The 26,020-nt window shown below is 72.0% G+C and carries 23 protein-coding genes and 1 pseudogene; 16 read left to right on the forward strand and 8 right to left on the reverse strand.

Going from position 1 to position 26,020, the window contains the following annotated elements:
* Position 1: 1 nt before the first annotated feature.
* Positions 2-640 carry a DUF4232 domain-containing protein gene (locus ACZ7L4_RS20395; RefSeq protein ID WP_472104357.1) on the reverse strand — a complete coding sequence of 213 codons (639 nt, stop codon included), beginning with the start codon at positions 638-640 and terminating at the stop codon, positions 2-4.
* Positions 641-905: 265 nt separating this feature from the next.
* On the opposite strand from ACZ7L4_RS20395, the gene ACZ7L4_RS20400 reads away from it, so the two are divergent.
* The 11 genes from ACZ7L4_RS20400 (at position 906) to ACZ7L4_RS20450 (ending at position 12,770) form a co-directional block, all read left to right on the forward strand.
* On the forward strand, positions 906-1,316 hold the full coding sequence (locus ACZ7L4_RS20400) for a VOC family protein (RefSeq protein ID WP_472104359.1): 411 nt from the start codon (positions 906-908) through the stop codon (positions 1,314-1,316).
* Between the two features lie 10 nt (positions 1,317-1,326).
* A complete protein-coding gene (locus ACZ7L4_RS20405) occupies positions 1,327-1,848 on the forward strand; it encodes a helix-turn-helix transcriptional regulator (RefSeq protein ID WP_472104360.1) in 522 nt (173 codons plus the stop codon).
* 5 nt (positions 1,849-1,853) lie between these two features.
* The gene (locus ACZ7L4_RS20410) at positions 1,854-2,504 is read left to right on the forward strand and encodes a glyoxalase (RefSeq protein ID WP_472104362.1); all 651 of its coding nucleotides are present in this window, start codon (positions 1,854-1,856) and stop codon (positions 2,502-2,504) included.
* A 124-nt stretch (positions 2,505-2,628) separates the two neighbouring features.
* Positions 2,629-3,423: a TIGR03084 family metal-binding protein gene (locus ACZ7L4_RS20415; RefSeq protein WP_472104364.1), complete on the forward strand. Its 795-nt coding sequence runs from the start codon at positions 2,629-2,631 to the stop codon at positions 3,421-3,423.
* Between the two features lie 59 nt (positions 3,424-3,482).
* Positions 3,483-5,201 (forward strand): acyclic terpene utilization AtuA family protein, encoded by a 1,719-nt coding sequence (locus tag ACZ7L4_RS20420; protein ID WP_472105602.1) that lies wholly within the window; start codon positions 3,483-3,485, stop codon positions 5,199-5,201.
* Entirely contained in the window at positions 5,198-6,796 is a 1,599-nt protein-coding gene (locus ACZ7L4_RS20425; protein ID WP_472104366.1) for an acyl-CoA carboxylase subunit beta, read from the forward strand. Before ACZ7L4_RS20420 ends, ACZ7L4_RS20425 begins: the two co-directional genes overlap by 4 nt.
* Positions 6,797-6,803: 7 nt before the next feature.
* Positions 6,804-8,654 (forward strand): acetyl/propionyl/methylcrotonyl-CoA carboxylase subunit alpha, encoded by a 1,851-nt coding sequence (locus ACZ7L4_RS20430; RefSeq protein WP_472104368.1) that lies wholly within the window; start codon positions 6,804-6,806, stop codon positions 8,652-8,654.
* The gene (locus ACZ7L4_RS20435; protein WP_472104370.1) at positions 8,651-9,835 is read left to right on the forward strand and encodes an acyl-CoA dehydrogenase family protein; all 1,185 of its coding nucleotides are present in this window, start codon (positions 8,651-8,653) and stop codon (positions 9,833-9,835) included. The genes ACZ7L4_RS20430 and ACZ7L4_RS20435 overlap by 4 nt, the downstream gene beginning before the upstream one ends.
* A 33-nt stretch (positions 9,836-9,868) precedes the next feature.
* A complete protein-coding gene (locus ACZ7L4_RS20440) occupies positions 9,869-11,434 on the forward strand; it encodes a 4-coumarate--CoA ligase family protein (RefSeq protein WP_472104372.1) in 1,566 nt (521 codons plus the stop codon).
* Entirely contained in the window at positions 11,434-12,189 is a 756-nt protein-coding gene (locus tag ACZ7L4_RS20445; protein WP_472104374.1) for an enoyl-CoA hydratase family protein, read from the forward strand. Before ACZ7L4_RS20440 ends, ACZ7L4_RS20445 begins: the two co-directional genes overlap by 1 nt.
* Entirely contained in the window at positions 12,177-12,770 is a 594-nt protein-coding gene (locus tag ACZ7L4_RS20450) for a TetR/AcrR family transcriptional regulator (RefSeq protein ID WP_472104376.1), read from the forward strand. The genes ACZ7L4_RS20445 and ACZ7L4_RS20450 overlap by 13 nt, the downstream gene beginning before the upstream one ends.
* 354 nt (positions 12,771-13,124) lie before the next feature.
* Here the strand turns inward: ACZ7L4_RS20450 and ACZ7L4_RS20455 are convergent, their stop codons facing one another.
* A complete protein-coding gene (locus tag ACZ7L4_RS20455; RefSeq protein WP_385755550.1) occupies positions 13,125-14,237 on the reverse strand; it encodes a citrate synthase 2 in 1,113 nt (370 codons plus the stop codon).
* A 254-nt stretch (positions 14,238-14,491) separates the two neighbouring features.
* On the opposite strand from ACZ7L4_RS20455, the gene pdxH reads away from it, so the two are divergent.
* Positions 14,492-15,127 (forward strand): pyridoxamine 5'-phosphate oxidase, encoded by a 636-nt coding sequence (gene pdxH, locus ACZ7L4_RS20460; RefSeq protein WP_472105604.1) that lies wholly within the window; start codon positions 14,492-14,494, stop codon positions 15,125-15,127.
* A gap of 81 nt (positions 15,128-15,208) precedes the next feature.
* Here pdxH and ACZ7L4_RS20465 read toward each other — a convergent pair whose 3' ends face one another.
* Both ACZ7L4_RS20465 and ACZ7L4_RS20470 read right to left on the reverse strand, forming a co-directional pair.
* Positions 15,209-16,072: an alpha/beta fold hydrolase gene (locus ACZ7L4_RS20465; protein WP_422431679.1), complete on the reverse strand. Its 864-nt coding sequence runs from the start codon at positions 16,070-16,072 to the stop codon at positions 15,209-15,211.
* Between the two features lie 523 nt (positions 16,073-16,595).
* Entirely contained in the window at positions 16,596-17,288 is a 693-nt protein-coding gene (locus ACZ7L4_RS20470; protein WP_327662146.1) for a metal-dependent transcriptional regulator, read from the reverse strand.
* A 439-nt stretch (positions 17,289-17,727) separates the two neighbouring features.
* On the opposite strand from ACZ7L4_RS20470, the gene ACZ7L4_RS20475 reads away from it, so the two are divergent.
* Positions 17,728-18,492, forward strand: coding sequence for an SIS domain-containing protein (locus ACZ7L4_RS20475; RefSeq protein ID WP_472104379.1), 765 nt, complete (start codon positions 17,728-17,730; stop codon positions 18,490-18,492).
* A gap of 20 nt (positions 18,493-18,512) precedes the next feature.
* Here ACZ7L4_RS20475 and ACZ7L4_RS20480 read toward each other — a convergent pair whose 3' ends face one another.
* Entirely contained in the window at positions 18,513-19,886 is a 1,374-nt protein-coding gene (locus ACZ7L4_RS20480) for a PAS domain-containing protein (protein ID WP_472104381.1), read from the reverse strand.
* A gap of 140 nt (positions 19,887-20,026) precedes the next feature.
* Here ACZ7L4_RS20480 and ACZ7L4_RS20485 point away from each other — a divergent pair, with 140 nt between their 5' ends.
* The 3 genes from ACZ7L4_RS20485 (at position 20,027) to ACZ7L4_RS20495 (ending at position 22,311) form a co-directional block, all read left to right on the forward strand.
* Entirely contained in the window at positions 20,027-20,557 is a 531-nt protein-coding gene (locus ACZ7L4_RS20485) for a DinB family protein (RefSeq protein ID WP_472104383.1), read from the forward strand.
* Positions 20,558-21,085: 528 nt separating this feature from the next.
* The gene (iscB, locus tag ACZ7L4_RS20490) at positions 21,086-21,709 is read left to right on the forward strand and encodes an RNA-guided endonuclease IscB (RefSeq protein WP_472105606.1); all 624 of its coding nucleotides are present in this window, start codon (positions 21,086-21,088) and stop codon (positions 21,707-21,709) included.
* Positions 21,706-22,311: a hypothetical protein gene (locus ACZ7L4_RS20495; protein WP_472104385.1), complete on the forward strand. Its 606-nt coding sequence runs from the start codon at positions 21,706-21,708 to the stop codon at positions 22,309-22,311. The genes iscB and ACZ7L4_RS20495 overlap by 4 nt, the downstream gene beginning before the upstream one ends.
* Before the next feature lie 263 nt (positions 22,312-22,574).
* On the opposite strand, the gene ACZ7L4_RS20500 is transcribed toward ACZ7L4_RS20495, so the two are convergent.
* The 3 genes and pseudogenes from ACZ7L4_RS20500 to ACZ7L4_RS20510 form a co-directional block, all read right to left on the reverse strand.
* Positions 22,575-24,146 carry a transporter gene (locus ACZ7L4_RS20500; RefSeq protein ID WP_472104387.1) on the reverse strand — a complete coding sequence of 524 codons (1,572 nt, stop codon included), beginning with the start codon at positions 24,144-24,146 and terminating at the stop codon, positions 22,575-22,577.
* A gap of 125 nt (positions 24,147-24,271) precedes the next feature.
* Positions 24,272-25,042: pseudogene (locus ACZ7L4_RS20505) on the reverse strand (ABC transporter ATP-binding protein); the annotation flags it as partial.
* Positions 25,043-25,128: 86 nt separating this feature from the next.
* Positions 25,129-25,815 carry a bifunctional DNA primase/polymerase gene (locus tag ACZ7L4_RS20510; RefSeq protein ID WP_472104389.1) on the reverse strand — a complete coding sequence of 229 codons (687 nt, stop codon included), beginning with the start codon at positions 25,813-25,815 and terminating at the stop codon, positions 25,129-25,131.
* Between the last annotated feature and the right edge of the window lie 205 nt (positions 25,816-26,020).

The raw sequence follows: 26,020 nt of genomic DNA on the forward strand, positions 1-26,020 counted from the left end.
GTCACTGCTTGCCGGTGCCGACGGGGTCCACGTAGACCTTCTGGTCCGCGCCGTCGGAGACCGGGAGGTTGATGCCGACCTTCAGCGTCGCGGAGTGGGTCTCGTTCGGCGGCGTGACGTCGAGGGAGGTGACGTCCACGCCGGAGCCGCCGGTGGTGTTCGGCGGGAAGTGCAGGGTGAAGCGGGTCGTCTCGCCGCCACCCAGGACGACGCTCGGGGAGGCGAGTCCGCTGCGCTTGGCGCTCAGCGGCCCGGAGGCCTCGTCGGTGCGGAGGTCGACGCCCGGGAAGCCCTTGAGCGAGCAGGCGTCGCCGGTGTTGCGCATGCTGACTATGAGCGTGCCCTCGCCCATGCCGTGCGACGAGTCGAAGGCCAGGTCGGCCGTCTTGCACGGGCCGGTGTTGATCTGCCCCTTGCCGCTGCCCTCCGCGGCCCGCGCGGCGTCCGGGTCGTCGGGGGTGTCCGAACCGGTGGTGTTCGAGGCGTTCTTGCCCGTGGCCTCGCTGTTGCTGCCGCCGCCGGTGGAGGAGGACGAGGAGTCGTTCGTCCCCGCGGCGGAGTCCTCGTTGCCCTGGCAGGCGGTGAGCGAGAGGCCCGCGGCGAGGGCGACGGCGGCGAGGGTGAGCTTGCGAGCGCGCATGGGGTTCGTCCTTGTCTCGTAGGTCGGTGACCCGTAGGTCGGTGACCCGTGGGTCGGTTCCGGATACTGATCAACAGGACCCGCCCGGCCCGCTGATCGTTCCGCCCGATCGCCCCCTCATACATGGCTGTTACATACGCCTGAGTGCCCGTCACCGCTGGGACAGAGCCGTGACTCGGGAGATCTTGAACTCGCGCGCCGAGCGTGAACAGAACAATCAGGATTCGAGAAGCGCGGCCACCGGGCGGCTTCTAGCCTGCTCGGCATGACCATCACGATTCACACGAGCTTCCTGCCGCACGACGACCCGGACGCCTCGCTCGCCTTCTACCGCGACGTCCTCGGCTTCGAGGTCCGCAGCGACGTCGGACAGGGCAGGATGCGCTGGATCACGGTCGGCCCGGTGGGCCGGCCCGACACGTCCCTCCTGCTGGCGCCGCCGGCCGCCGACCCGGGCATCACCGAGGACGAGCGCCGCACCATCACCGAGATGATGGCCAAGGGCACCTACGGCTGGATCCTGCTGGCCACCCCGGACCTCGACGCCACGTTCGAGAAGGTGCAGGCCGGTGACACCGAGGTCGTCCAGGAACCGACCGAGCAGCCGTACGGCATCCGCGACTGCGCCTTCCGCGATCCGGCGGGCAATCTGATCCGCATCCAGGAACTGCGCTGAGGGCCGCGCCATGTGTCGGCCCGAGTGGCGACGCGCGCGCGTCGAGGCACAGCACCTGACGGATCTCGCGCGGTTGCGCCGCGTCCGCGACCGCATCGACAGGGAGTACGCGCAGCCGCTGAACGTGGAGGCACTCGCCCGCGACGCGCACATGTCCGCCGGGCACCTCAGCCGGCAGTTCCGGGCCGCGTACGGCGAGTCGCCGTACGCGTACCTGATGACGCGGCGCATCGAGCGCGCGACGGCGCTGCTGCGGCGCGGCGACCTCAGCGTCACCGACGTCTGTTTCCAGGTCGGCTGCGCGTCGTTGGGCACGTTCACCACCCGATTCACGGAGCTGGTCGGCATGCCGCCCGGGGCCTTCCGGCGCCTCGCGGCGGACGCGGTGGCCGAGGGCGCCGATGCCCCTCGTACGGGCGGTGAGGCGGGACCCGCGGTCGTGGTGGAGGGCATGCCGGCGTGCGTGGCGAAGCAGGTGACGAGACCGGTCAGGAATCGAGAAGCCCCGGCCACCGACCCGCCCATAGCGTGAGAGCCATGACAACCACCACAGCCACCAAGTCCCTCGAAACCGTCACCGTCGAGGTGGCCGACCTCGATGCCGCCCGTCGCTTCTACGCCGCGTTCGGGGTGGACGCCCACATCGGCCTGCGGGCGTCCGAGGCGCCCTCCACCGGGTTCCGCGGCTTCACCCTGGCGCTCTCGGTGCCCAACCCCGCCACCGTCGACGGCTTCCTCGGCGCCGCCGTGGACGCCGGCGCGACCGTGCTGAAGCCCGCCGCGAAGTCCATGTGGGGCTACGGCGGTGTCGTGCGGGCGCCGGACGGGACGATCTGGCAGATCGTGACCTCGGCGAAGAAGGACACAGGACCGGCCACGGGCGAGATCGACGGCATCGTCCTGCTGATCGGCGTCGAGGACGTGAAGGCCACCAAGCAGTTCTACGTCGAACAGGGCCTGACCGTGGCCAAGAGCTTCGGCGGCAAGTACGCCGAGTTCGCCTCCGGCGGGGCCGGCATCGTGAAGCTGTCGCTCTACAAGCGCCGCGGCCTGGCCAAGCTCCTCGGTGTCGCCGTCGAAGGCGGCGGCTCGCACCGCATCGTCCTCGGCGGCACCGACGGCCCCTTCACCGACCCGGACGGTTTCGTCTGGGAAGCCGCCGCGCCCGCACCCTCCGAGCGGTCCTGACTCCCGCACTCCTGCCTGCTCGGCGCTCCGCCCCGATTTCCATGCAAGCACGCTTGCTTGTTTCTGGGCCCCCTGCCATGCTCCAAGCACGCCGCACACCGCCGTGCCCGGAGGGGAGCGCACCGTGTCCGAACCGTCCGCCGTGTTCGAGGACTTGCGGTACGAGAGCGAGGAACTCGACCGGATCGTGCGGGAGTTGAGCCCGGAGCAGTGGGCCGCCCCGACTCCCGCACCCCGCTGGACCGTCGCCCACCAGATCGCCCATCTCGCCTGGACCGACCGCGCCGCCCTGCTCGCCATGAGCGACGCCGACGCCTTCGCGGGCGAGGTGGAGAAGGCGGTCGCCGCGCCCGAGTCGTTCGTCGACGACGGGGCCGACGAGGGCGCCCGCCAGGACCCGGCCGCGCTGCTCGCCGGCTGGCGGGAGGGGCGCGAGCAGCTGCAGAAGGTGTTGCGCGCCGCAGCGGCCGACAGGACCCGGTTCCCCTGGTACGGGCCGCCGATGTCCGCCGCCTCCATGGCGACGGGACGGCTGATGGAGACCTGGGCGCACGGCCAGGACGTGGCGGACGCGCTCGGTGTCGTGCGGGAACCCACCGACCGGCTCCGGCACGTCGCACGGATCGGCGTACGCGCCCGGAAGTTCGCCTTCGACGTGCACGGGGTCACTGCGCCCGACGACGAGTTCCGCGTCGAACTCACGGCCCCTGGCGGAGAGTTGTGGACGTACGGCCCCGAGGACGCAGCGCAGCGCGTCACCGGCACCGCGCTCGACTTCTGCCTGCTCGTCACCCAGCGCGCGCACCGCGCCGACCTCGACGTACGCGCCGAGGGCCCCGACGCGGACCGCTGGCTCGACATCGCGCAGGCCTTCGCCGGACCACCGGGGAAGGGGCGCGCGCCGAAGGAGGCCCGGTGAGCAGGCCGCCGCTGCGGATCGGCAACGCGTCCGGGTTCTACGGCGACCGGTTCGACGCCATGCGGGAGATGCTGACCGGCGGCGAACTCGACGTCCTCACCGGCGACTACCTCGCCGAGCTGACCATGCTCATCCTCGGCCGCGACCGCATGAAGAACGCGGAGCGCGGCTACGCCCGCACGTTCCTGCGCCAGTTGGAGGACTGCCTCGGGCTCGCGGTGGAGCGCGGCGTACGCATCGTGTCCAACGCGGGCGGCCTGAACCCGGCCGGACTGGCGTCGAGGATACGGGAGTTGGCGGCCCGCCTCGACGTGCCCGTCCGGGTCGCCCACGTCGAGGGCGACGACCTGCTCGGCACCGGACGCTTCCCCGGCGCCCTCACCGCCAACGCCTACCTCGGCGGCGCGGGCATCGCCGCCTGCCTCGACGCGGGCGCGAATGTCGTGGTCACGGGCCGTGTCACGGACGCCGCGCTGGTGACCGGGCCCGCGGCCTGGCACTTCGGGTGGGCGGGCGACGATTACGACCGGCTCGCGGGGGCGGTGGTCGCCGGGCACGTCCTGGAGTGCGGGACGCAGGCGACCGGCGGCAACTACTCCCGGTTCGCCGACCGCGCCCACCAGCTGACGCGCCCTGGCTTCCCCCTCGCCGAGATCCACGAGGACGGCTCGGCCGTCATCACCAAGCACCCCGGCACCGGCGGCTTCGTCGAACCCGGCACCGTCACCGAGCAGCTCCTGTACGAGACCGGGGGCGCCCGGTACGCGGGCCCCGACGTCACCGCCCGCCTCGACACCGTCCGCCTGGAACCGGACGGGCCCAACCGCGTGCGCATCCACGGCGTACGCGGCGAGGCCCCGCCGCCCACCCTCAAGGTCGGCCTCAACCGGCTCGGCGGCTTCCGGAACGAGGTCGTCTTCGTCCTCACCGGCCTGGACATCGAGGCCAAGGCGGACCTGGTGCGGCGACAGATGGACGACGCGCTGCGGACCGCCAAGCCGGCACCCGCGCACATCCGTTGGGAGCTGTCCCGCACCGACCGGGCCGACGCCGACACCGAGGAGACGGCGAGCGCGCTGCTCCGCCTCGTCGTGCGCGACCAGAGCGAGGAGGCCGTCGGGCGCGCACTGAGCGGCGCCGCGGTGGAGCTCGCGCTCGCCTCCTACCCCGGCTTCCACGTCACGGCACCGCCCGGCAAGGGCTCCCCGTACGGGGTGTTCGAGGCGGCGTACGTGGAGCGCTCCGAGGTCCCGCACGTGGCGGTGCTGCCGGACGGGGAGCGGAGGCGGATCCCCGCGCCGTCGGGCCCCGCGGGCTCCCTGGCGCCGGTGGCCGACCCACCTCTCCCGCCACCCCTCCCACCGGGCCCGACGCGCCGCGCGCCCCTCGGCCTGATCGCGGGCGCCCGCAGCGGGGACAAGGGGGGCGACGCGAATGTGGGGGTGTGGGTGGAGAGCGATGCGGCGTGGCGCTGGCTGGTCCACACGCTGACGGTGGAGCGCTTCTGCGAGTTGCTCCCTGAAGTGGGCAATCAAGCCCACCCAAATCAAGCCCCGCTCTTGGACGAGAGCCCGCGGGGGCCGGGGCAGCGCCCCGCGACCGCAACCCCGCTCCCCGTAACAAGACACCCGCTCCCCACCCTCCGCGCCCTCAACTTCCACATCACCGGAATCCTCGGCGACGGCGTCGCCGCACAACACCGGTTCGACCCGCAGGGCAAGGGCCTCGCCGAATGGCTCCGCTCGCGCCACCTCGACATACCGGAGGCACTGCTGTGACCGTCCTGGCCAGCGCCCTGGACACCCGGTCCGACGACTACGCCGGCCGCCGCGCCGCCCTCCTCGACAAACTCACCGCCCTCGACACCGAGCACGCGAAGGCCGTCGCGGGCGGCGGCGAGAAGTACGTCGAACGGCACCGGCGGCGCGGAAAGCTCCTCGCCCGCGAACGCATCGAGCTGCTCGTCGACCCGGACACCCCGTTCCTCGAACTGTCGCCGCTCGCCGCCTGGGGCAGCGACTACGCGGTGGGCGGCTCGCTGGTCACCGGCATCGGCGTCGTCGAGGGCGTCGAGTGCCTGATCACCGCCAACGACCCGACCGTGCGCGGCGGCGCGAGCAACCCGTGGTCGCTGAAGAAGGCGCTGCGGGCGAACGAGATCGCCCACGCCAACCGGCTCCCGGCGATCTCGCTCGTCGAGTCAGGCGGCGCCGATCTCCCCTCCCAGAAGGAGATCTTCATCCCCGGCGGCGGGATCTTCCGCGACATCACGCGGCTCTCGGCCGCCGGGATCCCCACCGTCGCCGTCGTCTTCGGCAACTCCACCGCCGGAGGCGCGTACATCCCCGGCATGTCCGACCACGTGATCATGGTGAAGGAGAAGGCGAAGGTCTTCCTCGGCGGTCCGCCGCTGGTCAAGATGGCGACCGGCGAGGAGAGCGACGACGAGTCGCTGGGCGGCGCCGAGATGCACGCCCGCACCTCCGGGCTCGCCGACTACTTCGCGCTCGACGAGCAGGACGCGATCCGCCAGGCCCGCCGCGTCGTCGCCCGCCTCAACCACCGCAAGGCGTACGCCGATCCACAGCCTGTGGAGCCGCCGAAGTACGACCCCGAGGAGCTCCTCGGCATCGTCCCCGACGACCTGAAGGAGCCCTTCGACCCGCGCGAGGTGATCGCCCGGCTCGTCGACGGCTCGGACTTCGACGAGTTCAAGCCGCTGTACGGGGCCTCGCTGGTCACCGGCTGGGCCGAACTCCACGGCTATCCGGTCGGCATCCTCGCCAACGCGCAGGGCGTCCTGTTCAGCGAGGAGTCGCAGAAGGCCGCCCAATTCATCCAGCTCGCCAACCAGCGCGACATCCCGCTGCTCTTCCTGCACAACACCACCGGTTACATGGTCGGCAAGGAGTACGAGCAGGGCGGCATCATCAAGCACGGCGCGATGATGATCAACGCCGTCTCCAACTCCCGTGTCCCGCACCTCTCCGTGCTGATGGGCGCCTCCTACGGCGCCGGGCACTACGGCATGTGCGGGCGCGCCTACGACCCCCGTTTCCTCTTCGCCTGGCCCAGCGCCAAGTCCGCCGTCATGGGGCCGCAGCAGCTCGCGGGCGTACTCTCGATCGTCGCCCGGCAGTCCGCCGCCGCGAAGGGGCAGCCGTACGACGAGGAGGCCGACGCCGGCCTGCGCGCCATGGTCGAGCAGCAGATCGAGGCCGAGTCGCTGCCGATGTTCCTGTCCGGGCGGCTCTACGACGACGGGGTCATCGACCCCCGTGACACCCGGACCGTCCTCGGGATCTGCCTGTCCGCGATCCACACCGCACCGTACGAGGGCGCCCGCGGCGGCTTCGGCGTCTTCCGGATGTGAGGCTCTGATGATCACCAGTGTTCTTGTCGCCAACCGCGGCGAGATCGCCTGCCGCGTCTTCCGCACCTGCCGTGACCTCGGCATCCGTACGGTCGCCCTGCACTCGGACCCGGACGCCGACGCCCTGCACGTCCGCGAGGCCGACCTCGCCGTACGCCTCCCGGGCGCCACGCCCGCCGAGACGTATCTGCGCGCCGACCTCGTCGTGAAGGCCGCCCTCGACGCGGGCGCCGACGCCGTGCACCCCGGCTACGGCTTCCTCTCGGAGAACGCGGCGTTCGCGCGCGCCGTCACCGACGCCGGGCTCGTCTGGATCGGGCCGCCGCCCGAGGCGATCGAGGCGATGGCGTCGAAGACGCGGGCCAAGGAGCTGCTGGGTGTCGCGCCGCTTACGGAGATCACGGCGGCCGACCTGCCCGTGCTCGTGAAGGCGGACGCGGGCGGCGGCGGGCGCGGCATGCGGGTCGTACGCGAACTCGGCGATCTGGCACAGGAGATCGTCGCTGCCGGGGCCGAGGCGCGATCCGCCTTCGGTGACGGCGAGGTCTTCGTCGAGCCGTACGTGGAGGGCGGTCGCCACGTCGAGGTGCAGGTGCTCGCCGACGCGCACGGCACCGTATGGACGCTCGGCACACGCGACTGCTCGCTCCAGCGCCGCCACCAGAAGGTCGTCGAGGAGGCACCCGCGCCGGATCTGATGCACGGCGTATCAGATCTCATATACGAGATGGCGGAGCGGGCCTGCCGGTCCACCGGATACGTCGGTGCCGGAACCGTCGAGTTCCTCGTCGACGGCGACACCGCGCACTTCCTGGAGATGAACACCCGCCTCCAGGTGGAACACCCGGTCACCGAGGCCGTGTTCGGGATCGACCTCGTCGCGCTCCAGCTCCGGATCGCCGAGGGCGAGGCGCTCGACCCCGAGCCCCCGGTCCCGCGCGGCCACGCCGTCGAGGCCCGCCTCTACGCCGAGGACCCGGCCGCCTCCTTCGCCCCGCAGACCGGCACCCTGCACCGCCTCTCCGTCCCAGCGGGCGTCCGCCTCGACACCGGGTACACCGACGGCGACACCATCGGCGTCCACTACGACGCCATGCTCGCCAAGGTCGTCGCGCACGCGCCCACCCGCGCCGCCGCCGTCCGCGCCCTCGCCGGGGCCCTGGAACGCGCCGAGGTGCACGGCCCGGTCACCAACCGGGACCTGCTCGTCCGGTCCCTGCGGCACCCCGAGTTCACCGGCGCCCGCATGGACACCGGATTCTACGAGCGGCACCTCGCCGACCTGACGGCCCCCGACCCCGACCCGTACGCGCCGCTCGCCGCCGCCCTGGCCGACACCCGCCGCCACCGCTTCGGCGGCTTCCGCAACGTGCCTTCCGCGCCCCAGTCCAAGCGCTACCGCACCGAACCCGACGGCACCGAGCACGAGGTCCGCTACCGGCACACCCGCGAAGGCCTCGAGGCCGACGGGGTGCGGGTGGTGCACGCCGCACCCGACCGGGTCGTCCTCGAAGTGGGCGGCGTACGGCGGAAGTACGCCGTCGCCGCCTACGGCGACCGCGTGTACGTGAACGGCGCCGCCCTCACCGCCCTGCCCCGCTTCACCGACCCCAGCGAGCAGCGCGCCCCCGGTTCCCTGCTCGCGCCCATGCCCGGCACCGTCGTCCGCGTCGCCGAGGGGCTGACCGAAGGCGCCGCCGTCACCGCAGGACAGCCCCTGATCTGGCTGGAGGCGATGAAGATGGAGCACCGCATCCTCGCCCCCGCCTCCGGAACGCTCACCGCCCTGCACGCCGCCGTCGGCCACCAGGTCGAGGTCGGCGCGCTGCTCGCCGTAGTCCAGGAGGAACAGTCGTGAACGCTCAAGCCGCTCCCGCCGCTCCCGTTCTCGAAACCGAGGAGCACCAGGCCCTGCGCGCCGCCGTCGCCGCCCTCGGCAAGCGGTTCGGCCGCGACTACATGACCCGCGTCACCGCCGCCGAGGGCCACCCCGAGGAGCTGTGGGCGGAGGCCGCCAAGCTCGGCTACCTCGGCGTCAACCTGCCCGAGGAGTACGGCGGAGGAGGCGGCGGCATAGCCGAACTTTCCATCGTCCTGGAGGAGTTGGGGGCGGCCGGGTCACCGCTGCTGATGATGGTCGTCTCGCCCGCGATCTGCGGCACGGTCATCTCCCGCTTCGGCACCGAGGAGCAGAAGCGGGCCTGGCTCCCCGGCCTCGCCGACGGCGGCCGCACCATGGCCTTCGGCATCACCGAACCCGACGCCGGGTCCAACTCGCACCGCATCACCACCACCGCCCGCAAGGACGACGACGGCTCGTGGGTGCTGAACGGGCGCAAGGTGTTCGTCTCCGGCGTCGACATCGCGGACGCGACGCTGATCGTCGGCCGCACCTCCGACGCCCGCACCGGAAAGCTCAAGCCCTGCCTGTTCATCGTCCCGCGCGACGCCCCCGGCTTCGAGCGACGCCGGATCGACATGGAACTCCAGGCTCCGGAGAAGCAGTTCGAACTGACCCTTGACGACGTACGGCTTCCCGCGGACGCTCTCGTGGGTGACGAGGACGCAGGACTGCTCCAGCTCTTCGCCGGGCTCAACCCGGAGCGCGTCATGACCGCCGCCTTCGCCATCGGCATGGGCCGCTACGCGCTGAGGCGCGCCGTCGAGTACGCCAAGGAGCGCACCGTGTGGCAGGCCCCCATCGGCTCCCACCAGGCCGTCGCCCACCCGCTCGCACAGGTCCACATCGAGCTGGAGCTGGCCCGCCTGATGATGCAGAAGGCGGCCCGGCTGTACGACGCGGGCGACGACATGGGCGCCGGGGAGGCCGCGAACATGGCCAAGTACGCCGCCGCCGAGGCCTGTGTGCGCGCCGTCGACCAGGCCGTGCACACGCTCGGCGGCAACGGCCTGACCCGCGAGTTCGGCCTCGCCTCCCTCATCACAGGATCCCGGGTGGCGCGCATCGCCCCGGTCAGCCGGGAGATGATCCTCAACTACGTGTCCCACCAGAGCTTGGGCCTGCCCAAGTCGTACTGACCCCAACTGGCGTGTTTCAGTGAGGAGTTCGGCATGGTGTACGTGAGTGAGTACGCGGACGTCGCAATCGTCGACGAGCCCATCCACGACGCCGTGCTCGGGGGCGCGGCCGCCCGCGGCGACGCCCCCGCACTCGTCGACGGGGTGGCCGGCACCACCCTCTCGTACGCCCAGCTCGACGTCCTCCACCGCAAGGTGGCGGCCGGGCTCGCCGAGGCGGGCGTGCGCAAGGGCGACGTGGTGGCGCTGCACAGCCCCAACACGATCGCGTACCCGGTGGCGTTCTACGGCGCCACGCGCGCGGGCGCCTCCGTGACCACCGTGCACCCGCTGTCGACGCCCCAGGAGTTCGCGCGGCAACTGCGCGACGCGGGCGCCGGCTGGATCGTCACCATCACGCCCTTCATCGAGGCGGCCCGCGCGGCGGCCGAACTCGCGGGCGGCATACGGGAGATCTTCGTCTGCGACCCGGCGGGGGACTCCGGGCACCGCTCGCTCATGGACATGCTCGGCACCGGGGCGCCCGAGCCGCGCGTCGCCATCGACCCGGCCGAGGACGTGGCCGCGCTCCCGTACTCCTCGGGCACCACCGGCACGCCCAAGGGCGTCATGCTCACCCACCGCAACATCGCCACCAACCTCGAACAGCTCCAGCCCGTCCTTCCGACGGGCCCCGGCGACCGCATCCTCGCCGTCCTGCCGTTCTTCCACATCTACGGCCTCACGGCGCTCATGAACGGCCCGCTGCGGCAGGGCTCCACCGTCGTCGTGCTGCCCCGCTTCGAACTCGACACGTTCCTCGCGGCGATCGAGAAGCACCGCATCACCCACCTGTACGTCGCCCCGCCGATCGTCCTCGCCCTCGCCAAGCACCCGGCCGTGGAGGGCTACGACCTGTCGTCGCTGCGGCACGTCGTCAGCGCCGCCGCGCCCCTCGACGGCGAACTCGCCCTCGCCTGCGCCCGCCGCCTCGGCCTGCCGCCCGTCGGTCAGGCCTACGGCATGACGGAGCTCTCGCCCGGCACGCACGCCGTCCCGTACGACGCGAAGAACCCACCTCCCGGCGCGGTGGGCAGGCTCATCCCCTCGACAGAGATGCGGATCGTGTCCCTCGACGACCCGGCGAAGGACGCGGCGCCCGGCGAGCCCGGTGAGGTCCTGATCCGCGGGCCGCAGGTCATGAAGGGCTACCTGGGCCGCCCCGACGCCACCGCCGACATGATCGACTGCGACGGCTGGCTGCGCACCGGGGACGTGGGGCGCGTCGACGCGGACGGCTGGCTGTTCGTCGTCGACCGGGTCAAGGAACTCATCAAGTACAAGGGCTTCCAGGTCGCCCCCGCCGACCTGGAGGCGCTGCTGCTCACGCACGAGGGCATCGCCGACGCGGCCGTCGTCGGCGTCCTCGACGAGGACGGCAACGAGATACCGAAGGCGTTCGTCGTCCGCGCCGACCCCGCGCTCGGCGCCGACGACGTGACGACGTACGTCGCCGAACGCGTCGCCCCGTACAAGAAGATCCGCCGCGTCGTGTTCATCGAAGGGGTGCCGCGCGCGGCCTCGGGGAAGATCCTGCGCCGCGAACTGAGGGAGAGTTGATGGCTGTCGAGAACGCGCCCGGGAACCTGGTGGCGCACGCCCACGAGCGCGGCGTGACCACCCTCGCCCTCGACTCGCCCGCCAACCGCAACGCCCTGTCGGCGGCCCTCGTCGGCGAGCTGGGGGAGCGGCTGCGCGATGCCGAGAAGGACGACGGCGTACGCGCGGTCGTCCTCACCCACACAGGCGGCACCTTCTGCGCGGGCGCCGACCTGCGCGATCCGCCGGACCCGGACGCGCTGGTGGGGCTCCTGCGGCAGCTCGTGGAGCTCGGCAAGCCGGTCGTGGCGCGCGTCGACGGGCACGTACGGGCCGGTGGCCTCGGCCTGCTGGGCGCGTGCGACATGGCGGCGGCCTCCCCGGCCTCGTCCTTCGCCTTCACCGAGGTACGCATCGGGGTCGCGCCCGCCGTGATCTCCATGCCGCTGCTGCCGCGGCTCGATCCGCGCGCGGTGGGCCGCTACTACCTGACGGGGGAGCGGTTCGACGCGGCGGAGGCGGCACGGATCGGGCTCGTGACGGTGGCGGGCGACGACGTGGACGCGGCCCTTGAACCGCTGCTCGCAGGCTTGCGGAAGGCGTCCCCCGAGGCCCTGGCCGAGACGAAGCGGCTGCTCACGGTTAAGGTCCTGGAGGCCTTCGACCGGGACGCGGAGTCCCTGACGGCGCTGTCCGCGCGGCTGTTCGGCTCCGCGCAGGCCCGCGAGGGCATGACCGCCTTTCTTGAACGACGGGATGCCGCATGGGTGTTGTGACGCTGCCGAAGCAGGACCGCTCGCGGGTGACGCGGCAGCGGCTCCTGGAGTCCGCGGTCGCCTGCCTCGCCGCGCACGGCTGGGCCGGGTCCACGGTCTCCGTCGTCGCCGAGCACGCGGGTGTTTCGCGGGGCGCCGCCCAGCATCACTTTCCGACCCGCGAGGACCTGTTCACGGCGGCCGTCGAGTACGTCGCGGAGGAGCGCTCCACCGCTCTGCGCGGGCTGCGTCCGCAGGGGCGTGCGGAGGCGGTGGCGGCGCTCGTCGACCTCTACACGGGGCCGTTGTTCCGGGCGGCGCTGCACCTGTGGGTGGCCGCGTCGAACGAGCCGCAACTGGGGGGACGGGTGACCGAGCTGGAGGCGCGGGTCGGGCGTGAGACCCACCGGATCGCGGTGGAGCTCCTCGGGGCGGACGAGTCGGTCCCCGGGGTGCGGGAGGTCGTCCAGGGCCTCCTCGACATGGCCCGCGGCCTGGGCCTCGCGAACCTCCTCACAGACGACAGGGCGCGCCGCGACCGGGTGGTGGCGGAATGGGGGTCCCTGGTCGACCGCACCTTGGGGCTTGATCCGGTCGACTGAGCCTTGGGCAATCTGCCGCCTTGGGCGGCAGGGTGGGCAAGGCGGCCCCCGGCGCGGCCGGCGCCCTCGGCAGGGCCCGGCCCCGGGAGCCGCGGCCGACGCCACGGGGCTCCGCCCCGGACCCCGCTGCTCAATCGCCGCAGGGGCTTGAAATACCTGCCCGCACCGCCCCGCCAGGCCCCCGTTGCCCGGCCCGTTCCCCCGCCCAATTTCCCACCCACCGCCCCCTCCAGGGGCGTAGGCCCCACGGGGTGCCGCGCCCACGCCTTGGGCAATCTGCCGCCTTGGGCGGCAGGGTGGGCAAGGCGGCGCCCGGTGCCGCCAAACGGACACCGGGCCCCGGCCACGGGTCGGCTACCGGGCGATGTCCCCGTAGCCGCCGATCTCCTGCGGAGGACGGGACGCCGGACCCGTGTAGCGGGCCGAAGGGCGGACCAGCCGACCCGTCCGCTTCTGCTCAAGAATGTGCGCGCTCCAACCCGCGGTCCTCGCACACGTGAACATCGACGTGAACATGTGCGCCGGCACCTCCGCGAAGTCCAGCACGATCGCCGCCCAGAACTCCACGTTCGTGGCCAGCACCCGATCCGGCCGCCGCGCATGCAACTCCGCCAGCGCCGCCTTCTCCAACGCCTCCGCCACCTCGAACCGCGGCGCCCCCAGCTCCCGGGCCGTCCGCCGCAGCACCCGCGCACGCGGATCCTCCGCCCGGTACACCCGGTGCCCGAACCCCATCAGCCGCTCGCCCTTGTCCAGCGCCCGCCGAACGTACGCGTCCGCGTCCCCGGTCCGCTCGATCTCCTCGATCATCCCGAGGACCCGGGAGGGCGCCCCGCCGTGCAGCGGCCCGGACATCGCCCCGACCGCCCCGGACAGCGCCGCCGCCACATCCGCCCCGGTGGACGCGATGACGCGGGCCGTGAACGTAGACGCGTTCATGCCGTGCTCGGCGGCCGACGTCCAGTACGCGTCGACGGCCGCGACATGCTTCGGGTCCGGCTCCCCGCGCCAGCGCTTCATGAACCGCTCGACGACGGTGTCCGCCTTGTCGATCTCCCGCTGCGGCACCATCGGCAGGCCCTGCCCGCGCGCGGACTGCGCGACGTACGACAGCGCCATGACGGCGGCGCGCGCGAGGTCGTCGCGGGCCCGCTGCTCGTCGATGTCCAGCAGGGGCTTCAGGCCCCATACGGGCGCCAGCATGGCGAGCGCCGACTGCACGTCGACGCGGATGTCACCGGAGTGGACGGGGATCGGGAACGGCTCGGCCGGCGGCAGGCCCGGGTTGAAGGCGCCGTCGACCAGCAGCCCCCACACGTTCCCGAACGACACGTGGCCGACCAGATCCTCGATGTCGACGCCCCGATAGCGAAGGGCGCCGCCTTCCTTGTCCGGTTCGGCGATCTCGGTCTCGAACGCGACGACACCTTCGAGGCCTGGAACAAAGCCGGGGGTCAGGTCGGACATCGGGCGGCTCCTCTGGATGCGTGGGCGGGTCCGGGTGCTGGATCACCCGTGGTCTGGACGGGGGTACACCCGTGATGCCCCGTACGGCAGGCGGCTGAACCGTTTCGGTCCCTGGAAGATAACCCTCGGTGCCACAGTTGGCGATAGCTCGCGGCACTCAGTGCCATGTTTCACCCTGAGTGCGTCCGTACCGTTCCGTCCGGCAGGATGACGCCGTGAGTGCCCACGACGATCCCGAACTCGACCTCGCCGACATGCGCGAGCAGTACCGCGCCCAGGACGGCGGCCTGCTGGAGGGCGACCTCGCCCCGCACCCGATGGAACAGTTCACGCGCTGGTTCAAACAGGCGGCGGCCCCGGACTCCCCGCTGCCCGAACCCAACGCCATGGTCGTCTCCACCGCCGACGCCGAGGGCCGCCCCAGCTCCCGCACGGTGCTGCTCAAGTCGTACGACGACGCGGGCTTCGTCTTCTACACCAACTACGGCTCCCGCAAGGCACGCGACCTCGCCGCGAACCCGCACGTCGCGCTGCTCTTCCCCTGGCACCCGATGGGCCGCCAGGTCCTGGTGACGGGCACGGCGGAGCGTACGTCGCGGGCCGAGACCGAGGCGTACTTCCACACGCGCCCGCACGGCTCCCAGCTCGGCGCCTGGACCAGCGCGCAGTCCTCCGTGGTCGCCTCCCGCGAGGAACTCGACGCCCACTACGCGGGCCTGTCCGCCCGCTACCCCGAGGGCACCGAGGTCCCGGTCCCCCCGCACTGGGGCGGCTACCGCATCACCCCGCAGTCCATCGAATTCTGGCAGGGCCGCGAAAACCGCCTCCACGACCGCCTGCGCTACGTCCGGGAGGCGACCGCGTGGCTCGTCGAGCGGCTGAGCCCCTGACGGGTGAGCCATTCAAGCCCCGCCGGCGATTGAGGCGCGGGGCCCGGGGCAGAGCCCCGCGACGTCAACCCCGCCCCCCGGTCACAACTCCGCCAGCACCCCGTCAAGAAACGGCTCAACCGCGGAGCGCCACGCCTCCGGCTGGTCGTAATGCACGAGATGCCCCGCATCGGCCACCTCCCCGTACACCCCCCGCGGCAACACCCGAACCATCTCCTGCGCCTCCGCCCGCCCCAGCTCCCCGTCGAGCCCGCGCAGCACGAGCGCCGGGCACTGGACCGCCGCCAGCTCCTCCCAGTGCGCGTCGTAGACCCACGTGGAGCGCGCCTCGAGCATCTGCCGCCGGGAGAACACCGGCCGCCAGCCGTCCGCCGTCTCCGTCATCACCTCGGCGTAGAACTCCCCGCGCGCGGGGTTGGGCCGCTCGACCCAGGGGTCGTCCTCCCCGAACCACTTCCGTACGTCCGCGAGCGTCGCGAACGGCAGCGGCCACGACTTGAACCAGTCCTCCCACTCCCGCTGGGAGGCCGCCCCGAGGGCCGAGGCCCGCATGTCGCAGATGATCAGGCCGCGGACGAGATCGGGCCGGCGGGCTGCGAGCTGCCACGCCGTGAGCGCTCCCATGGAGTGCCCGATGAGAACGGCCGGTTCCAGCCCCAGCTGGACGAGCGCCGCCTCCGCGTCCAGGACGTACGCCTCCCGGTCGAACGGGCCCTGCGGCGGCTTGTCGCTCTGTCCGTGCCCGCGCTGGTCCAGGGCGACCGCGCGATGCCGCTCGGCCAGCCACCGCGTCGTCCCCGCCCAGTGGGACGCCCGCCCCATGAGCCCGTGCAGCAGCAGTACTCCGGGGTTGTGGCCGACCTCGCCCGACTTGGGCGGGTCGGCGAATTCCCAGGCGGCCAGGTGAATCCCGCCCGCTCCGGTCACGTCGATGCGCCGTGCCATAGGCCCTGGCACCCCCTTGTGGTCGCGCCTGCAGTCGCGTACCCGCGCACGCTATCGAACCTGTTTTCGAAAGCGCGTCGCTCTCGGACAACACCCCTCATTTGAGTGACGGAACTCAAGGAATGACCGGCGCTGTCGAGGGGATCTCTTCAGCGGGAGGCGGACCGCTCGGGGAAATCGGTCCGAGGGGATCGACCCTGGGAGCTCGGGGCTCCGGGTCGGAACAGGGGAGGACAGGCCCCGGCGCCGCAAGGCGCCGGGGCCCTCTGTCTGTGGCGCGGCGTTCGACGCCGCCTCCGGTGCACCCCGTGCCCCCCAGGCCCGTCGCGCCCCGATCGGCCGGTCCATGCGGCCCCCTCTGGTCATATGCCTCACGCGACAGCCTTGCACGCCGAGCGTCCGATCGCTGCGGTTCCGCACAGTGAATCTTGTTTTCTGCGCGGAAGTGCAGCATGTGCGGATACAAGTCAACTTAACCGCACGACACGGAAGTTGACGCCCGGCCCAGAAGGGGGCGCTCGGCTCAGCGCTTCGCCACGAAGACGTGCGAGGCGATCTCCGCCTCCAGCTCCGCCGCCTCACCGCTGCTGCCGACGAGCACCCCGCCCGGCGACTGCGTCACGCTGACCACCGAACCGGGCTGCACGCCCGCCCGGCGCAGCGTGTACATGAGCTGCGCGTCCGTCTGGATCGGCTCGCCGATGCGGCGCACCACGACCGTCTTGCCGTCGGCACCCGGGTCGAGGTCGGACAGCGAGACCATGCCCTCGTCCAGGAACGGGTTCGCCCCGTCCTTCTCGCCCAGCTCCTCCAGACCCGGAATCGGGTTCCCGTACGGCGACTCCGTCGGGTGGCGGAGCAGCTCCAGCACGCGGCGCTCCACCGCCTCGCTCATCACGTGCTCCCAGCGACAGGCCTCCGCGTGCACCTGCTCCCACTCCAGGCCGATCACGTCCACGAGCAGACACTCCGCGAGCCGGTGCTTGCGCATCACGCGCGTCGCGAGGCGCCGGCCCTCGTCGGTCAGCTCCAGGTGCCGGTCGGCGGCCACGGCGACCAGGCCGTCCCGCTCCATGCGGGCCACGGTCTGGCTCACCGTCGGCCCGCTCTGGTCGAGCCGCTCGGCGATCCGGGCGCGCATGGGGACCACACCTTCCTCCTCCAGCTCGAGGATGGTGCGGAGGTACATCTCCGTGGTGTCGATCAGTCCGGACATACGTGCCCCTCGTGTAGCTCTCTAGCTTCGCGACAGCTCCGCTGGCTGACCGCGCAGCATGTGCGCCGGCCCCAGGGCCCTTCTGACGGATCCTGCTGGAGTCGCGGGCCCTGGCACGCGCATCTGCGGCGTTGTCGTCGGTTGCCAACGCTTCGCGTTGACGCCCTCCTCCGCCTTGCAGCTGCACACACCAGCCCCCGCTCGCGGAGCCGAATGTCGCGGCCTCCCGTATCCAACCTGATCCGTCAGAAGGGCCCTGGAACCCAGAACTCAATTCTGACGCATACCGCTGACAACCGTGACGCGCCAGGGAAACACCCGGCCACGCGGGGCCGGGAAGCGTATTGACAGAGCACTGGTCCAGACCGCACCGTGATCCGCGAACGAGCCACGCACCACCGAGATCCGACCGACTCACCAGGACCCAAGGGGCACGTCGATGAGCGAGAGCAGGCCGGCCGCGCAGTACCTCGACGCCTCCATCGGGCTCCTCACCAGGATCCGTGACGAGGAGGCCGACAACATCGCGGCCGCAGGCACCCTCCTCGCCGACACCGTCGCCGACGGCGGCCGCCTCTTCGCCTTCGGCGCGGGCCACTCCGGGCTCGCCGCGCAGGACGTCGTCTACCGGGCGGGCGGCCTCGCCCTGATGAACCTGCTGTCGGTACCCGGCACCGTCGGCATCGACGTCATGCCCGCGACGCTCGGCTCCGCCCTCGAACGGGTCGACGGGCTCGCGGCGGCGGTCCTCGAGGCCAGCCCCGCGCGCGCGGGCGACGCGCTGATCATCATCTCCCTGTCCGGGCGCAACGCGCTCCCCGTGGAGATGGCCCTCAGCGCCCGCGCCGCAGGCATCAAGGTCATCGGCGTCACCTCCCTGTCGTACGCGACCGGGCCCGACGCCCCCACCTCCCGCCACGCCTCCGGCAGCTACCTGCGCGACCACTGCGACGTCGTCCTCGACTCCAAGATCTCGATCGGCGACGCCGAGCTCACCCACGAAGGCGTCGACACCCCCTTCGCGCCCGCCTCCACCGTCACCGCCAGCGCCCTCATGCAGGCGACCCTCGCGACCTGCGCCGCGACCCTCGCCGACCGCGGCATCCAGCCCCCGCTGCTGCGCTCGGGGAACGTCGACGGCGGCCTGGAGTGGAACGCGCGGGTGTTCGACGAGTACGGGGACCGGATCTACTACCGGCGCTGAAACCGGGCCGCCCGGCGGCCCTACCGCTCGGCCGCCAGCGCCCACGCCAGATCCACCGCACCGGCGATCCGGGCCGCCACGCTCTCCGCGTACACGGCGTCCCCGCGCTCGAACCCGGCCCTGCTGGCACCCCGCAGGAACGTCACCACGCCGACCGTCCTGCCCCGGCTGCGCAGCACCGCGCACAACGCGAACACCGTGCCCTCCGGCCACTGCCGGTCCAACGCCCAGTCCCCACGGACCACGCCACCCTCCGCCGCGGCCCGCACCGAACCCGTCCGCTCCACGCACTGCAACGCCGGATGCCCCGCCGCGTACCGCACCGGCAGCGCACCCCGCGACACCAGCAGGCTCGGCCCCGGAGCCCCCGAAGGCGTGGCCGCCGCCCGCACGAGCCGCAGCGGCTCCTCGCTCGCCACCAGATCGATCACCGCGTGATCCGCGAAACCCGCCAGCGCGAAGTCCAGATGCACGGTCGCCGCCTCGGCCGGGTTCTCGCACTCGGCCGCCGCCCGCGCCGCACGATGCAACTGCTGCGACCGGAAGCGCAGCTGCGCCGCCTCCTGCTCGTTCTGCTTCGCCTCGGTCACGTCCTGGAACAGCCACCCGACGCCCAACGGCACCGGCTCCTCCGCCAGCGGCGACGCCAGCCGCACGAAACCGCTGCGCCAGCACCGCCGCTCCGTACGCCCACCGCCCTCGCCGGGCCGCCGCAGCGTCACCCACACCTCCGTAGGGGACGGCGGCGCGCCCTCGGCGAGCACATGGGCCAGCGCGCTCTCCAGCTCCTCCACGCCCTGCCCGACCAGATCCCCGAGCGGCCGCCCCAGCGCGGCCGTACGGCCGGTGCCCATGGCCCGCGCCGCATGCCCGTTCATCACGGCGGGACGCAGATCCGCGTCGACAAGCACGACACCCCACGCGGCGTCCTCGAACAGGGCCTCGCTCAGCGCGATGGACCGCTCCAGATCGATCTGTGCGTGCACCTCGCTGAAGGCGCAGTACACCCCGGCGGGCTTCCCGTCGGCCCCCCGCACGGCCGCGGACTGCGTCCGCACGAGCACCCGGCCGCCTTCCTTGGTGAGCAGCGCGAACTCGTTCACCTGCCGCCCCGGAGCGTGCATCGAGGCGAGCAGCCGCCCCTGCACCTCCTCCGCGTCCGCGGGCCGCACGGCCCACCCCGCGAACCCCTGGCGCCCCACGGCCTCCTCGGCCGACCAGCCGAGCACCCGCTCGGCCTCCCGGTTCCAATGGGTCACGACCCCATCGGCGTCGAAGGCGCACAACGCGGCGTCCATGCCGTCCAACAACGCGGCCAGCAGATCGGCCCCGTCCGGCTCCGGCTCCTCGGGCCCGAGCGCGTCAGTGGTCCCACTACGCCGGGAAGCACTCACCTGGAACCCCCTGCAGGCTGTGTCGGCGCGACGAATTCCTCGTACCGCTCCAGATCATTCAACTCGAACGTGACGCATCCCACACGGACTTCACGGAAGTTCGGAGAAACGGAAGAGCACATACAACCACCATGCAACCTATGACGACACTGCCCGACGGCCGCCCCGTCCCGCCCCCGGCCTCCGACGAACGCTCCACCCTCGAAGGCTGGTTGGACTTCCACCGCGAGACACTGGCCGTCAAGTGCGCGAACCTGACGGACGCACAGGCACGCGCGCGTGCGATCCCCTCGTCGTCACTCACCCTCCTCGGCCTGGTCCAGCACCTGGCAGAGGTCGAACGCAACTGGTTCCAGCGGGTCTTCGCCGGCGCCCCCGACACCCCACCGGTGTACGAGACGGGGGGCCCGAACGCCTTCACCCTCACCGAGGACCGCACCCTGCCCGACGCCCTGGCCCAGTGGCGCACGCAGATCGCCCGCTCCCGCGAACTCACCGCGACCGCCCCCCTGGACGCCACCGGCACCCTCTCCCCGGCGGAAGCCGCCTTCACCGGCGACCCCAAGGTCTCCCTCCGCTGGATCCTCACCCACCTGATCGAGGAATACGCCCGCCACAACGGCCACGCGGACCTGCTCCGCGAGGCGATCGACGGGACGGCGGGGGCGTAGGAGAAGTCGCGCCTTCCACGCATAGCGTCTCCTTCAGAATCCAGCACTGACATTTCCTTGAATTCACGTATTCGGGGGCGGCATCCACGTTGCCCGTCGCCGCTGGATCCGGGCCCGTAGCGTCACTGCCACACATCAGAAGGGAGGCCGCCTGTTCCCCGGCCGAACAGCCGATGGGCGGCCAGCCCCAGTCATCGTCACGAAGGAGATGCCCCTTCGATGGCTACGTTTCCGGCAGGCGAGAAGACCTACCCCGGCGTGCTTCCTCAGCGCCGGGCCCTGGAATCCGTGGGAGCAGACAACCCTGGGAGCAGGGACGAAACGGCTCACGGACACCACGCCGCCCAGCGGCGCGGCACCGGCCGGGAACATGGGCGAGGGGAGACCGACGGGCACGGCACCCAGGCCCGTCGGCGTCACGCCGATCAGGCAGAGAACGGGAGCGGTGACGCTCCCACACCCCAGAACTACGAAGGCGGCTACGGAGCGGGCAGAGTCTTCGTGTTGGCCAAGGACGGGCATCCACTCATGCCCTGCCACCCTGCCCGCGCACGCGAACTCCTCCGCAAGGGACGGGCCGTCGTGGCGCGACAGGCTCCCTTCGTCATCCGGTTGAAGGACCGGAAGCGGGCCGAATCCGTGGTCGATGGGGTGCAGCTGCGCATCGATCCGGGCTCCAGGGGCACAGGACTGGCGCTCACCGACGAGAAGCGGGAGGTGCGGGGGCAGGGCGTTCTCGCCATCGTTCGACGGGGTTTGATCAGCGCCGAACTCCGGCATCGCGGCGACCGAATCCGCCACACCATGCAACAACGCGCCGGATACCGCCGCCGACGTCGCTCGGCCAACCTCCGCTACCGCGCGCCCAGATCAGCCAACCGCACACACTCGACGGACTGGCTGCCGCCCTCGTTGCGGCATCGCGTGGACACCACCGTCTCCGTCACGACCCGCATCTGCCGCTACGCCCCCGTCACCGAAGTCCACGTCGAGGAAACGGCGTTCGACACCCACTCCTTGAGCGCGGGGAGGCAGTTGTACGGCACCGAGTACCAGCAGGGAACACTCGCTGGTACCGACGCGCGCAGCCATCTCCGCGAAAGGTGGTCCCGCGCCTGTGCATACTGCGGCGCGACGAACGGCCCCCCGTGACGATGTTCCTGGCCGGGAGTCCCGAGCGGCTGGCCGAGATCATCGCTCCGCTCAAGCCCTCACTGCGCGACGCCGCAGCCATGAACGCCGTGCAGCCCAAGCTGCTTCGCGCACTGGACAGCCTCGCGGTGACCATCCGGTCATGGCCGAGCCGGACGACCAGCGACAACCGTGCGGCGGTCGGCCTGAGCAAGACCCACACCCTCGACGCCCTCGCCGTCGAACCTCTCGATCAGGACAGGGGCGACACCATCGTCCGTGTCCCGGACCGCTTACTGGTGCTCGAAGCAACCGGCCGAGGCTCCTACGCGCGTACGACACCGGACCGCTTCGGATTCCCCCGGCTCCGGCGCGAGCGGAGGAAACAGCACTTCGGATACGTCACCGGGGACCTGGTGCGAGCCGAGATCCCGAGGGGCAAGTGGGCGGGCGTCTGGACGGGCCGCATCTCGGTCCGGGCCCGTGGCCAGCACAGTCTCACCACGCCAAGCGGCCGCATCAACGTCTCGTACCTCCACCTGCGTGTGCTGCAAAGGGCGGACGGCTATGCGTACAGCAGTCGCCAGGAAGCCGGTGCGTCAATGTCTCGGAAAATCGGTTGAGACCTGCCGTGAGGGTTCCTAGTCTGCATGGCACGACATGAAGGGAGGTGGTTCGGAGAATGTATGTACGCCGGACAGTTGAGGTGACTGCGGGCTAGCGGCCCGACGTCGCATTTCGAATTCGGCGCCGGACCAGCGCGCGATATGTGCGTGCAGCCGGCCCAATCCCAAGCAGTCACCCGACCCGCGGGCCGCCGGTACGTCCGGCCGGCTTCCGACCGTCTCGTACGGGAGGAACCCAGGCTCGCGGGTCGTCTGCGTTCTCAGCCCTTGCTCACCGCCAGCAGGATCTCCGGCAGCCGGTCCGCCGTGCGCGGGGCCGCCAGGCGCAGGCCGAGGAGCGTCGCCCCCGCCCCGTACGCCGCGCCGACGGGCAGCAGGATCCAGCTCCAGGAGGCCGAGCCCGTCGCGTGCAGGGTGATCGTCAGGGCCAGGACCGGGGCGCACAGCAGGGCTGCGGCGACCATGCCGCCGAAGATGGAGATCCACGCCAGACCCGCCTGACCCGGCGCCACGTTCTTGTAGCCCTCCTGCGGGATCGAGTACGGGAAGCGCGCCGAGGTCCACGCGCCGGTCGCGAGCATCGCGCCGAGCAGGGCGTAGGAGAGGCCGAGGACTTCGGGGAGGTCGGGCCAGGCGTCCAGCATCGCCGTGGTGACGACCGTGACGAGCGTGGCGTACGGGAGCGTGATCAGGAGCAGGGCGTACGCACGCGCGCGTAGTTCGGCGTAGGCGTCCTTCGGGGACGCGATCGTCATCGCCACCATCCAGAACGCCGAGGTGTCCTGGCCGAACTGGTTGTACATCTGGATGCCGAGCATCCCGGAGGCGAAGCACGCGAAGTAGACGGTGCCGGTGCCCTGGAGGGCGTTGAAGACGGGGACGATCAGGCCGATCGCCAGGGAGGTGACCCAGGCCGCCTTGGTCTTCGGGTCGCGCCATACGTAGCGCAGGCTGCGCTCCATGACGGTCCCGGTGCGGCCCTCCGGGAGGAGGCGTCGCCGGGTGGTGGTGCGGCGGCGTCCCGGGGTCGCTGCCTCGATGGTGGAGCCGTCCGGCGCGGTCATCAGGCGGGTCAGGGCGCGTCGCCAGAGCGTCAGGAGGGTGAGCAGCGCGGCTGCGCAGAGGGCGGTCTGGGCGAGCGCCGTGCCGTACGAGCCCTTGCTCGTCGCGTCGACCGCAGCGATCGCCGAGGCCGGCGGGATCCAGCCCAGGACCTTCGCCACCGGGTCGAGCGCGTCCACCCCGCCGGCCGCGCCGAGCCGCTGCACCCCGAAGTTCACGAGCTGCGCGCCGACCGCGATGACGAGACCGCTCAGGACGGCGAGGTCGCGGCCCTTGCGGCTGGTGAGCAGGCGGATGTTGGCCGCGGCCACGGTGCGGGCGAGGGCGACGCAGGTGAGGACGGTGAGGGGGACCGCCAGTACCGCGACGGCTGCGGCGGCGGCTCCGTGTGCCACCGCGTATGCCGCGCCGAACGCGAGGCAGAGCGTGAACAGCGGGCCGATGCCGACGAGCGACGCCACGAGCAGGCCCCGGACCAGTGGGTCGGGGCGCAGCGGGAGCATCGCGAGGCGGGTGGGGTCGAGGGTCTCGTCGCCGCTGGGGAAGAAGAGCGGGAGGACGGCCCAGCCGAGGGCGAGGAGGGTGGTGAGGGGGATGCCGATCGTCGCGGCGTGCGGGCTGCCGTGGAGGAGGATCAGGCCGAGGAGCTGGAGCGCGGCGACGAGGGCTGCGGCGAGGAGTGAGGCGATGTAGGCGGCGCGGCGGCCGGCGGATTGGCGGAGGCCGTTGCGGAGCAGCGCGAGTTTGAGTTGGACCAGGGTCGTGGTCACGGGTGCCGTCCGGTGTCGGTGGGCTGCGACGGCGGTGCGGACTCGGGGCTCTGCCCCGGACCCCGCGGGCTCTCGTCCAAGAGCGGGGCTTGATGTGCCGGCGAGACTTGATTCGCTTGGATGTTTCCCAGCCAGTCCAGCGTTCCCCCGCCGTCCCGGCCCTGCGCTCCCACCAGGTTCAGGAATGCCTCCTGCAAGGAGGGTGCCTCGCCGCGGACCTCTGCCAGCGGCCCCTGCGCCCGGATGCGGCCCGCCGCCATCACCGCGACCCAGTCGCAGAGTGATTCGACGAGTTCCATGACGTGGGAGGAGAAGACGACCGTCGCGCCGGAGTGCGTGTAGCGCTCCAGGACGCCGCGGATGGTCTGTGCGGAGACGGGGTCGACGCCCTCGAACGGTTCGTCCAGGAAGAGGACTTCGGGGTTGTGGAGGAGGGCAGCGGCGAGGCCGATCTTCTTGCGCATGCCGGTCGAGTAGTCGACGACGAGTTTGTTGGCGGCCCCGGCGAGGTCCAGTACGTCGAGGAGCTGCGCGGCGCGTTTGTCGACCTCCGCGCCGGGCAGTCCGCGCAATCTGCCGGTGTACGCGAGGAGTTCGTGGCCGGAGAGGCGTTCGAAGAGGCGCAGGCCCTCGGGGAGGACGCCGATGCGTGCCTTGACCTCGGCGGGGTCGGCCCAGACGTCGTGGCCTGCGACGTGCACGGTGCCCTGGTCGGGGCGGAGCAGGCCGGTGACCATGGAGAGCGTGGTGGTCTTGCCCGCTCCGTTCGGCCCGACGAGGCCGATGAACCGTCCTGCGGGGAGAGCGAGTTCGATGCCGGCCACGGCGGTCTGCTGACCGAACGACTTCCATAGGTCGTGTACGCGTACGGCTGCGGTTTCCTCGGCCGAGGTCAACTGTGCCCGCCCTTCGTCGTCTTCGTCCGTCCGGGCACGATACGTCGGGCGGGGGCGGGCCACCGGGACGTGCTGTCCGCGTCGGCCTATCCGCGTCGGCCCTCGCGTCCGCACGCGTACGCCAGGGGGGAGATGAGCTCCTCCGCGTCCGGGAGCCAGCGGTTCGCGGCGGTCGGGCGGCAGGCCCACTGGGCGGCGCCGCGGCTGCCGAAGCGGGTCGGGGGTGCGGCGACGTACTGGCCCTCGCCGAGCGCGAGCAGGTCGAGGGAGGCCGGGGGCCAGCCGAGCTTGCGGACGAGGTCGGGGACCTTGACGGTGGCGCCGGGCAGCACGAAGAACTGCATGCGGCGGTCCGGGGTGCAGGTCACGGGGCCGAGGGTGAGCTCCATGCGCTCCATGCGGGCGAGGGCGAGGAAGCCGGCGGTCTCCGGCACGTCGATCGCGTCGAAGGTGCGTCCGGTGGGGAGGAGGATCGACGCGTTCGGCTGCTTCGACCACAGGCGGCGGGCCACGGTCGCGCTGCCGGTCGCCTGGTTCGCCCAGTCGGGGCGCGCGGGGTGCGCGCCGGGGGCGGGGCACTGGGGGGAGCCGCACGAGCAGCGCTGGACGCCGTCGCCGATCTCCAGCCAGGTGCCCGGGAACACGTCCCAGTGCCGCTCCTCCGCGTAGCGGACGGCGGTGTCCAGGAGCGAGTCGCCGCGCTGCTGCGGGATCTGTCCGGCGGCGGTGACGGGTGGGCTGACGTCCGAGGTGCCTGCGATGGTCTCTTCCACGTCGTTCTCAACTCCCGCCGCCACGGAGGGTTACGGGCGCACGTGCGGGCGGGGCGGGAGCATCGTTCCCGCATGTGGGGCGCATGGGTGCATGGGTGGGGGCGCGCGGGCGAGGAGGCCCCGGGTCGTGGGTAGTGCGGGGAGATAGCGAGAACGGCGACGCGCACGACAACGCGCACGACAGCGCTGCGGGGTGGCGTCACAA

The sequence above is a fragment of the Streptomyces sp. NPDC107575 genome (genome assembly GCF_055657265.1).

What these genes read in the sequence shown, in the direction of transcription:
- ACZ7L4_RS20395 (WP_472104357.1), bottom strand. Translation starts at nt 640, where the DNA reads ATGCGCGCTCGCAAGCTCACCCTCGCCGCCGTCGCCCTCGCCGCGGGC.
- ACZ7L4_RS20400 (WP_472104359.1), top strand. Translation starts at nt 906, where the DNA reads ATGACCATCACGATTCACACGAGCTTCCTGCCGCACGACGACCCGGAC.
- ACZ7L4_RS20405 (WP_472104360.1), top strand. Translation starts at nt 1,327, where the DNA reads ATGTGTCGGCCCGAGTGGCGACGCGCGCGCGTCGAGGCACAGCACCTG.
- ACZ7L4_RS20410 (WP_472104362.1), top strand. Translation starts at nt 1,854, where the DNA reads ATGACAACCACCACAGCCACCAAGTCCCTCGAAACCGTCACCGTCGAG.
- ACZ7L4_RS20420 (WP_472105602.1), top strand. Translation starts at nt 3,483, where the DNA reads ATGCGGGAGATGCTGACCGGCGGCGAACTCGACGTCCTCACCGGCGAC.
- ACZ7L4_RS20430 (WP_472104368.1), top strand. Translation starts at nt 6,804, where the DNA reads ATGATCACCAGTGTTCTTGTCGCCAACCGCGGCGAGATCGCCTGCCGC.
- ACZ7L4_RS20440 (WP_472104372.1), top strand. Translation starts at nt 9,869, where the DNA reads ATGGTGTACGTGAGTGAGTACGCGGACGTCGCAATCGTCGACGAGCCC.
- ACZ7L4_RS20445 (WP_472104374.1), top strand. Translation starts at nt 11,434, where the DNA reads ATGGCTGTCGAGAACGCGCCCGGGAACCTGGTGGCGCACGCCCACGAG.
- ACZ7L4_RS20450 (WP_472104376.1), top strand. Translation starts at nt 12,177, where the DNA reads ATGGGTGTTGTGACGCTGCCGAAGCAGGACCGCTCGCGGGTGACGCGG.
- ACZ7L4_RS20455 (WP_385755550.1), bottom strand. Translation starts at nt 14,237, where the DNA reads ATGTCCGACCTGACCCCCGGCTTTGTTCCAGGCCTCGAAGGTGTCGTC.
- pdxH (WP_472105604.1), top strand. Translation starts at nt 14,492, where the DNA reads ATGCGCGAGCAGTACCGCGCCCAGGACGGCGGCCTGCTGGAGGGCGAC.
- ACZ7L4_RS20465 (WP_422431679.1), bottom strand. Translation starts at nt 16,072, where the DNA reads ATGGCACGGCGCATCGACGTGACCGGAGCGGGCGGGATTCACCTGGCC.
- ACZ7L4_RS20470 (WP_327662146.1), bottom strand. Translation starts at nt 17,288, where the DNA reads ATGTCCGGACTGATCGACACCACGGAGATGTACCTCCGCACCATCCTC.
- ACZ7L4_RS20475 (WP_472104379.1), top strand. Translation starts at nt 17,728, where the DNA reads ATGAGCGAGAGCAGGCCGGCCGCGCAGTACCTCGACGCCTCCATCGGG.
- ACZ7L4_RS20485 (WP_472104383.1), top strand. Translation starts at nt 20,027, where the DNA reads ATGACGACACTGCCCGACGGCCGCCCCGTCCCGCCCCCGGCCTCCGAC.
- iscB (WP_472105606.1), top strand. Translation starts at nt 21,086, where the DNA reads ATGCCCTGCCACCCTGCCCGCGCACGCGAACTCCTCCGCAAGGGACGG.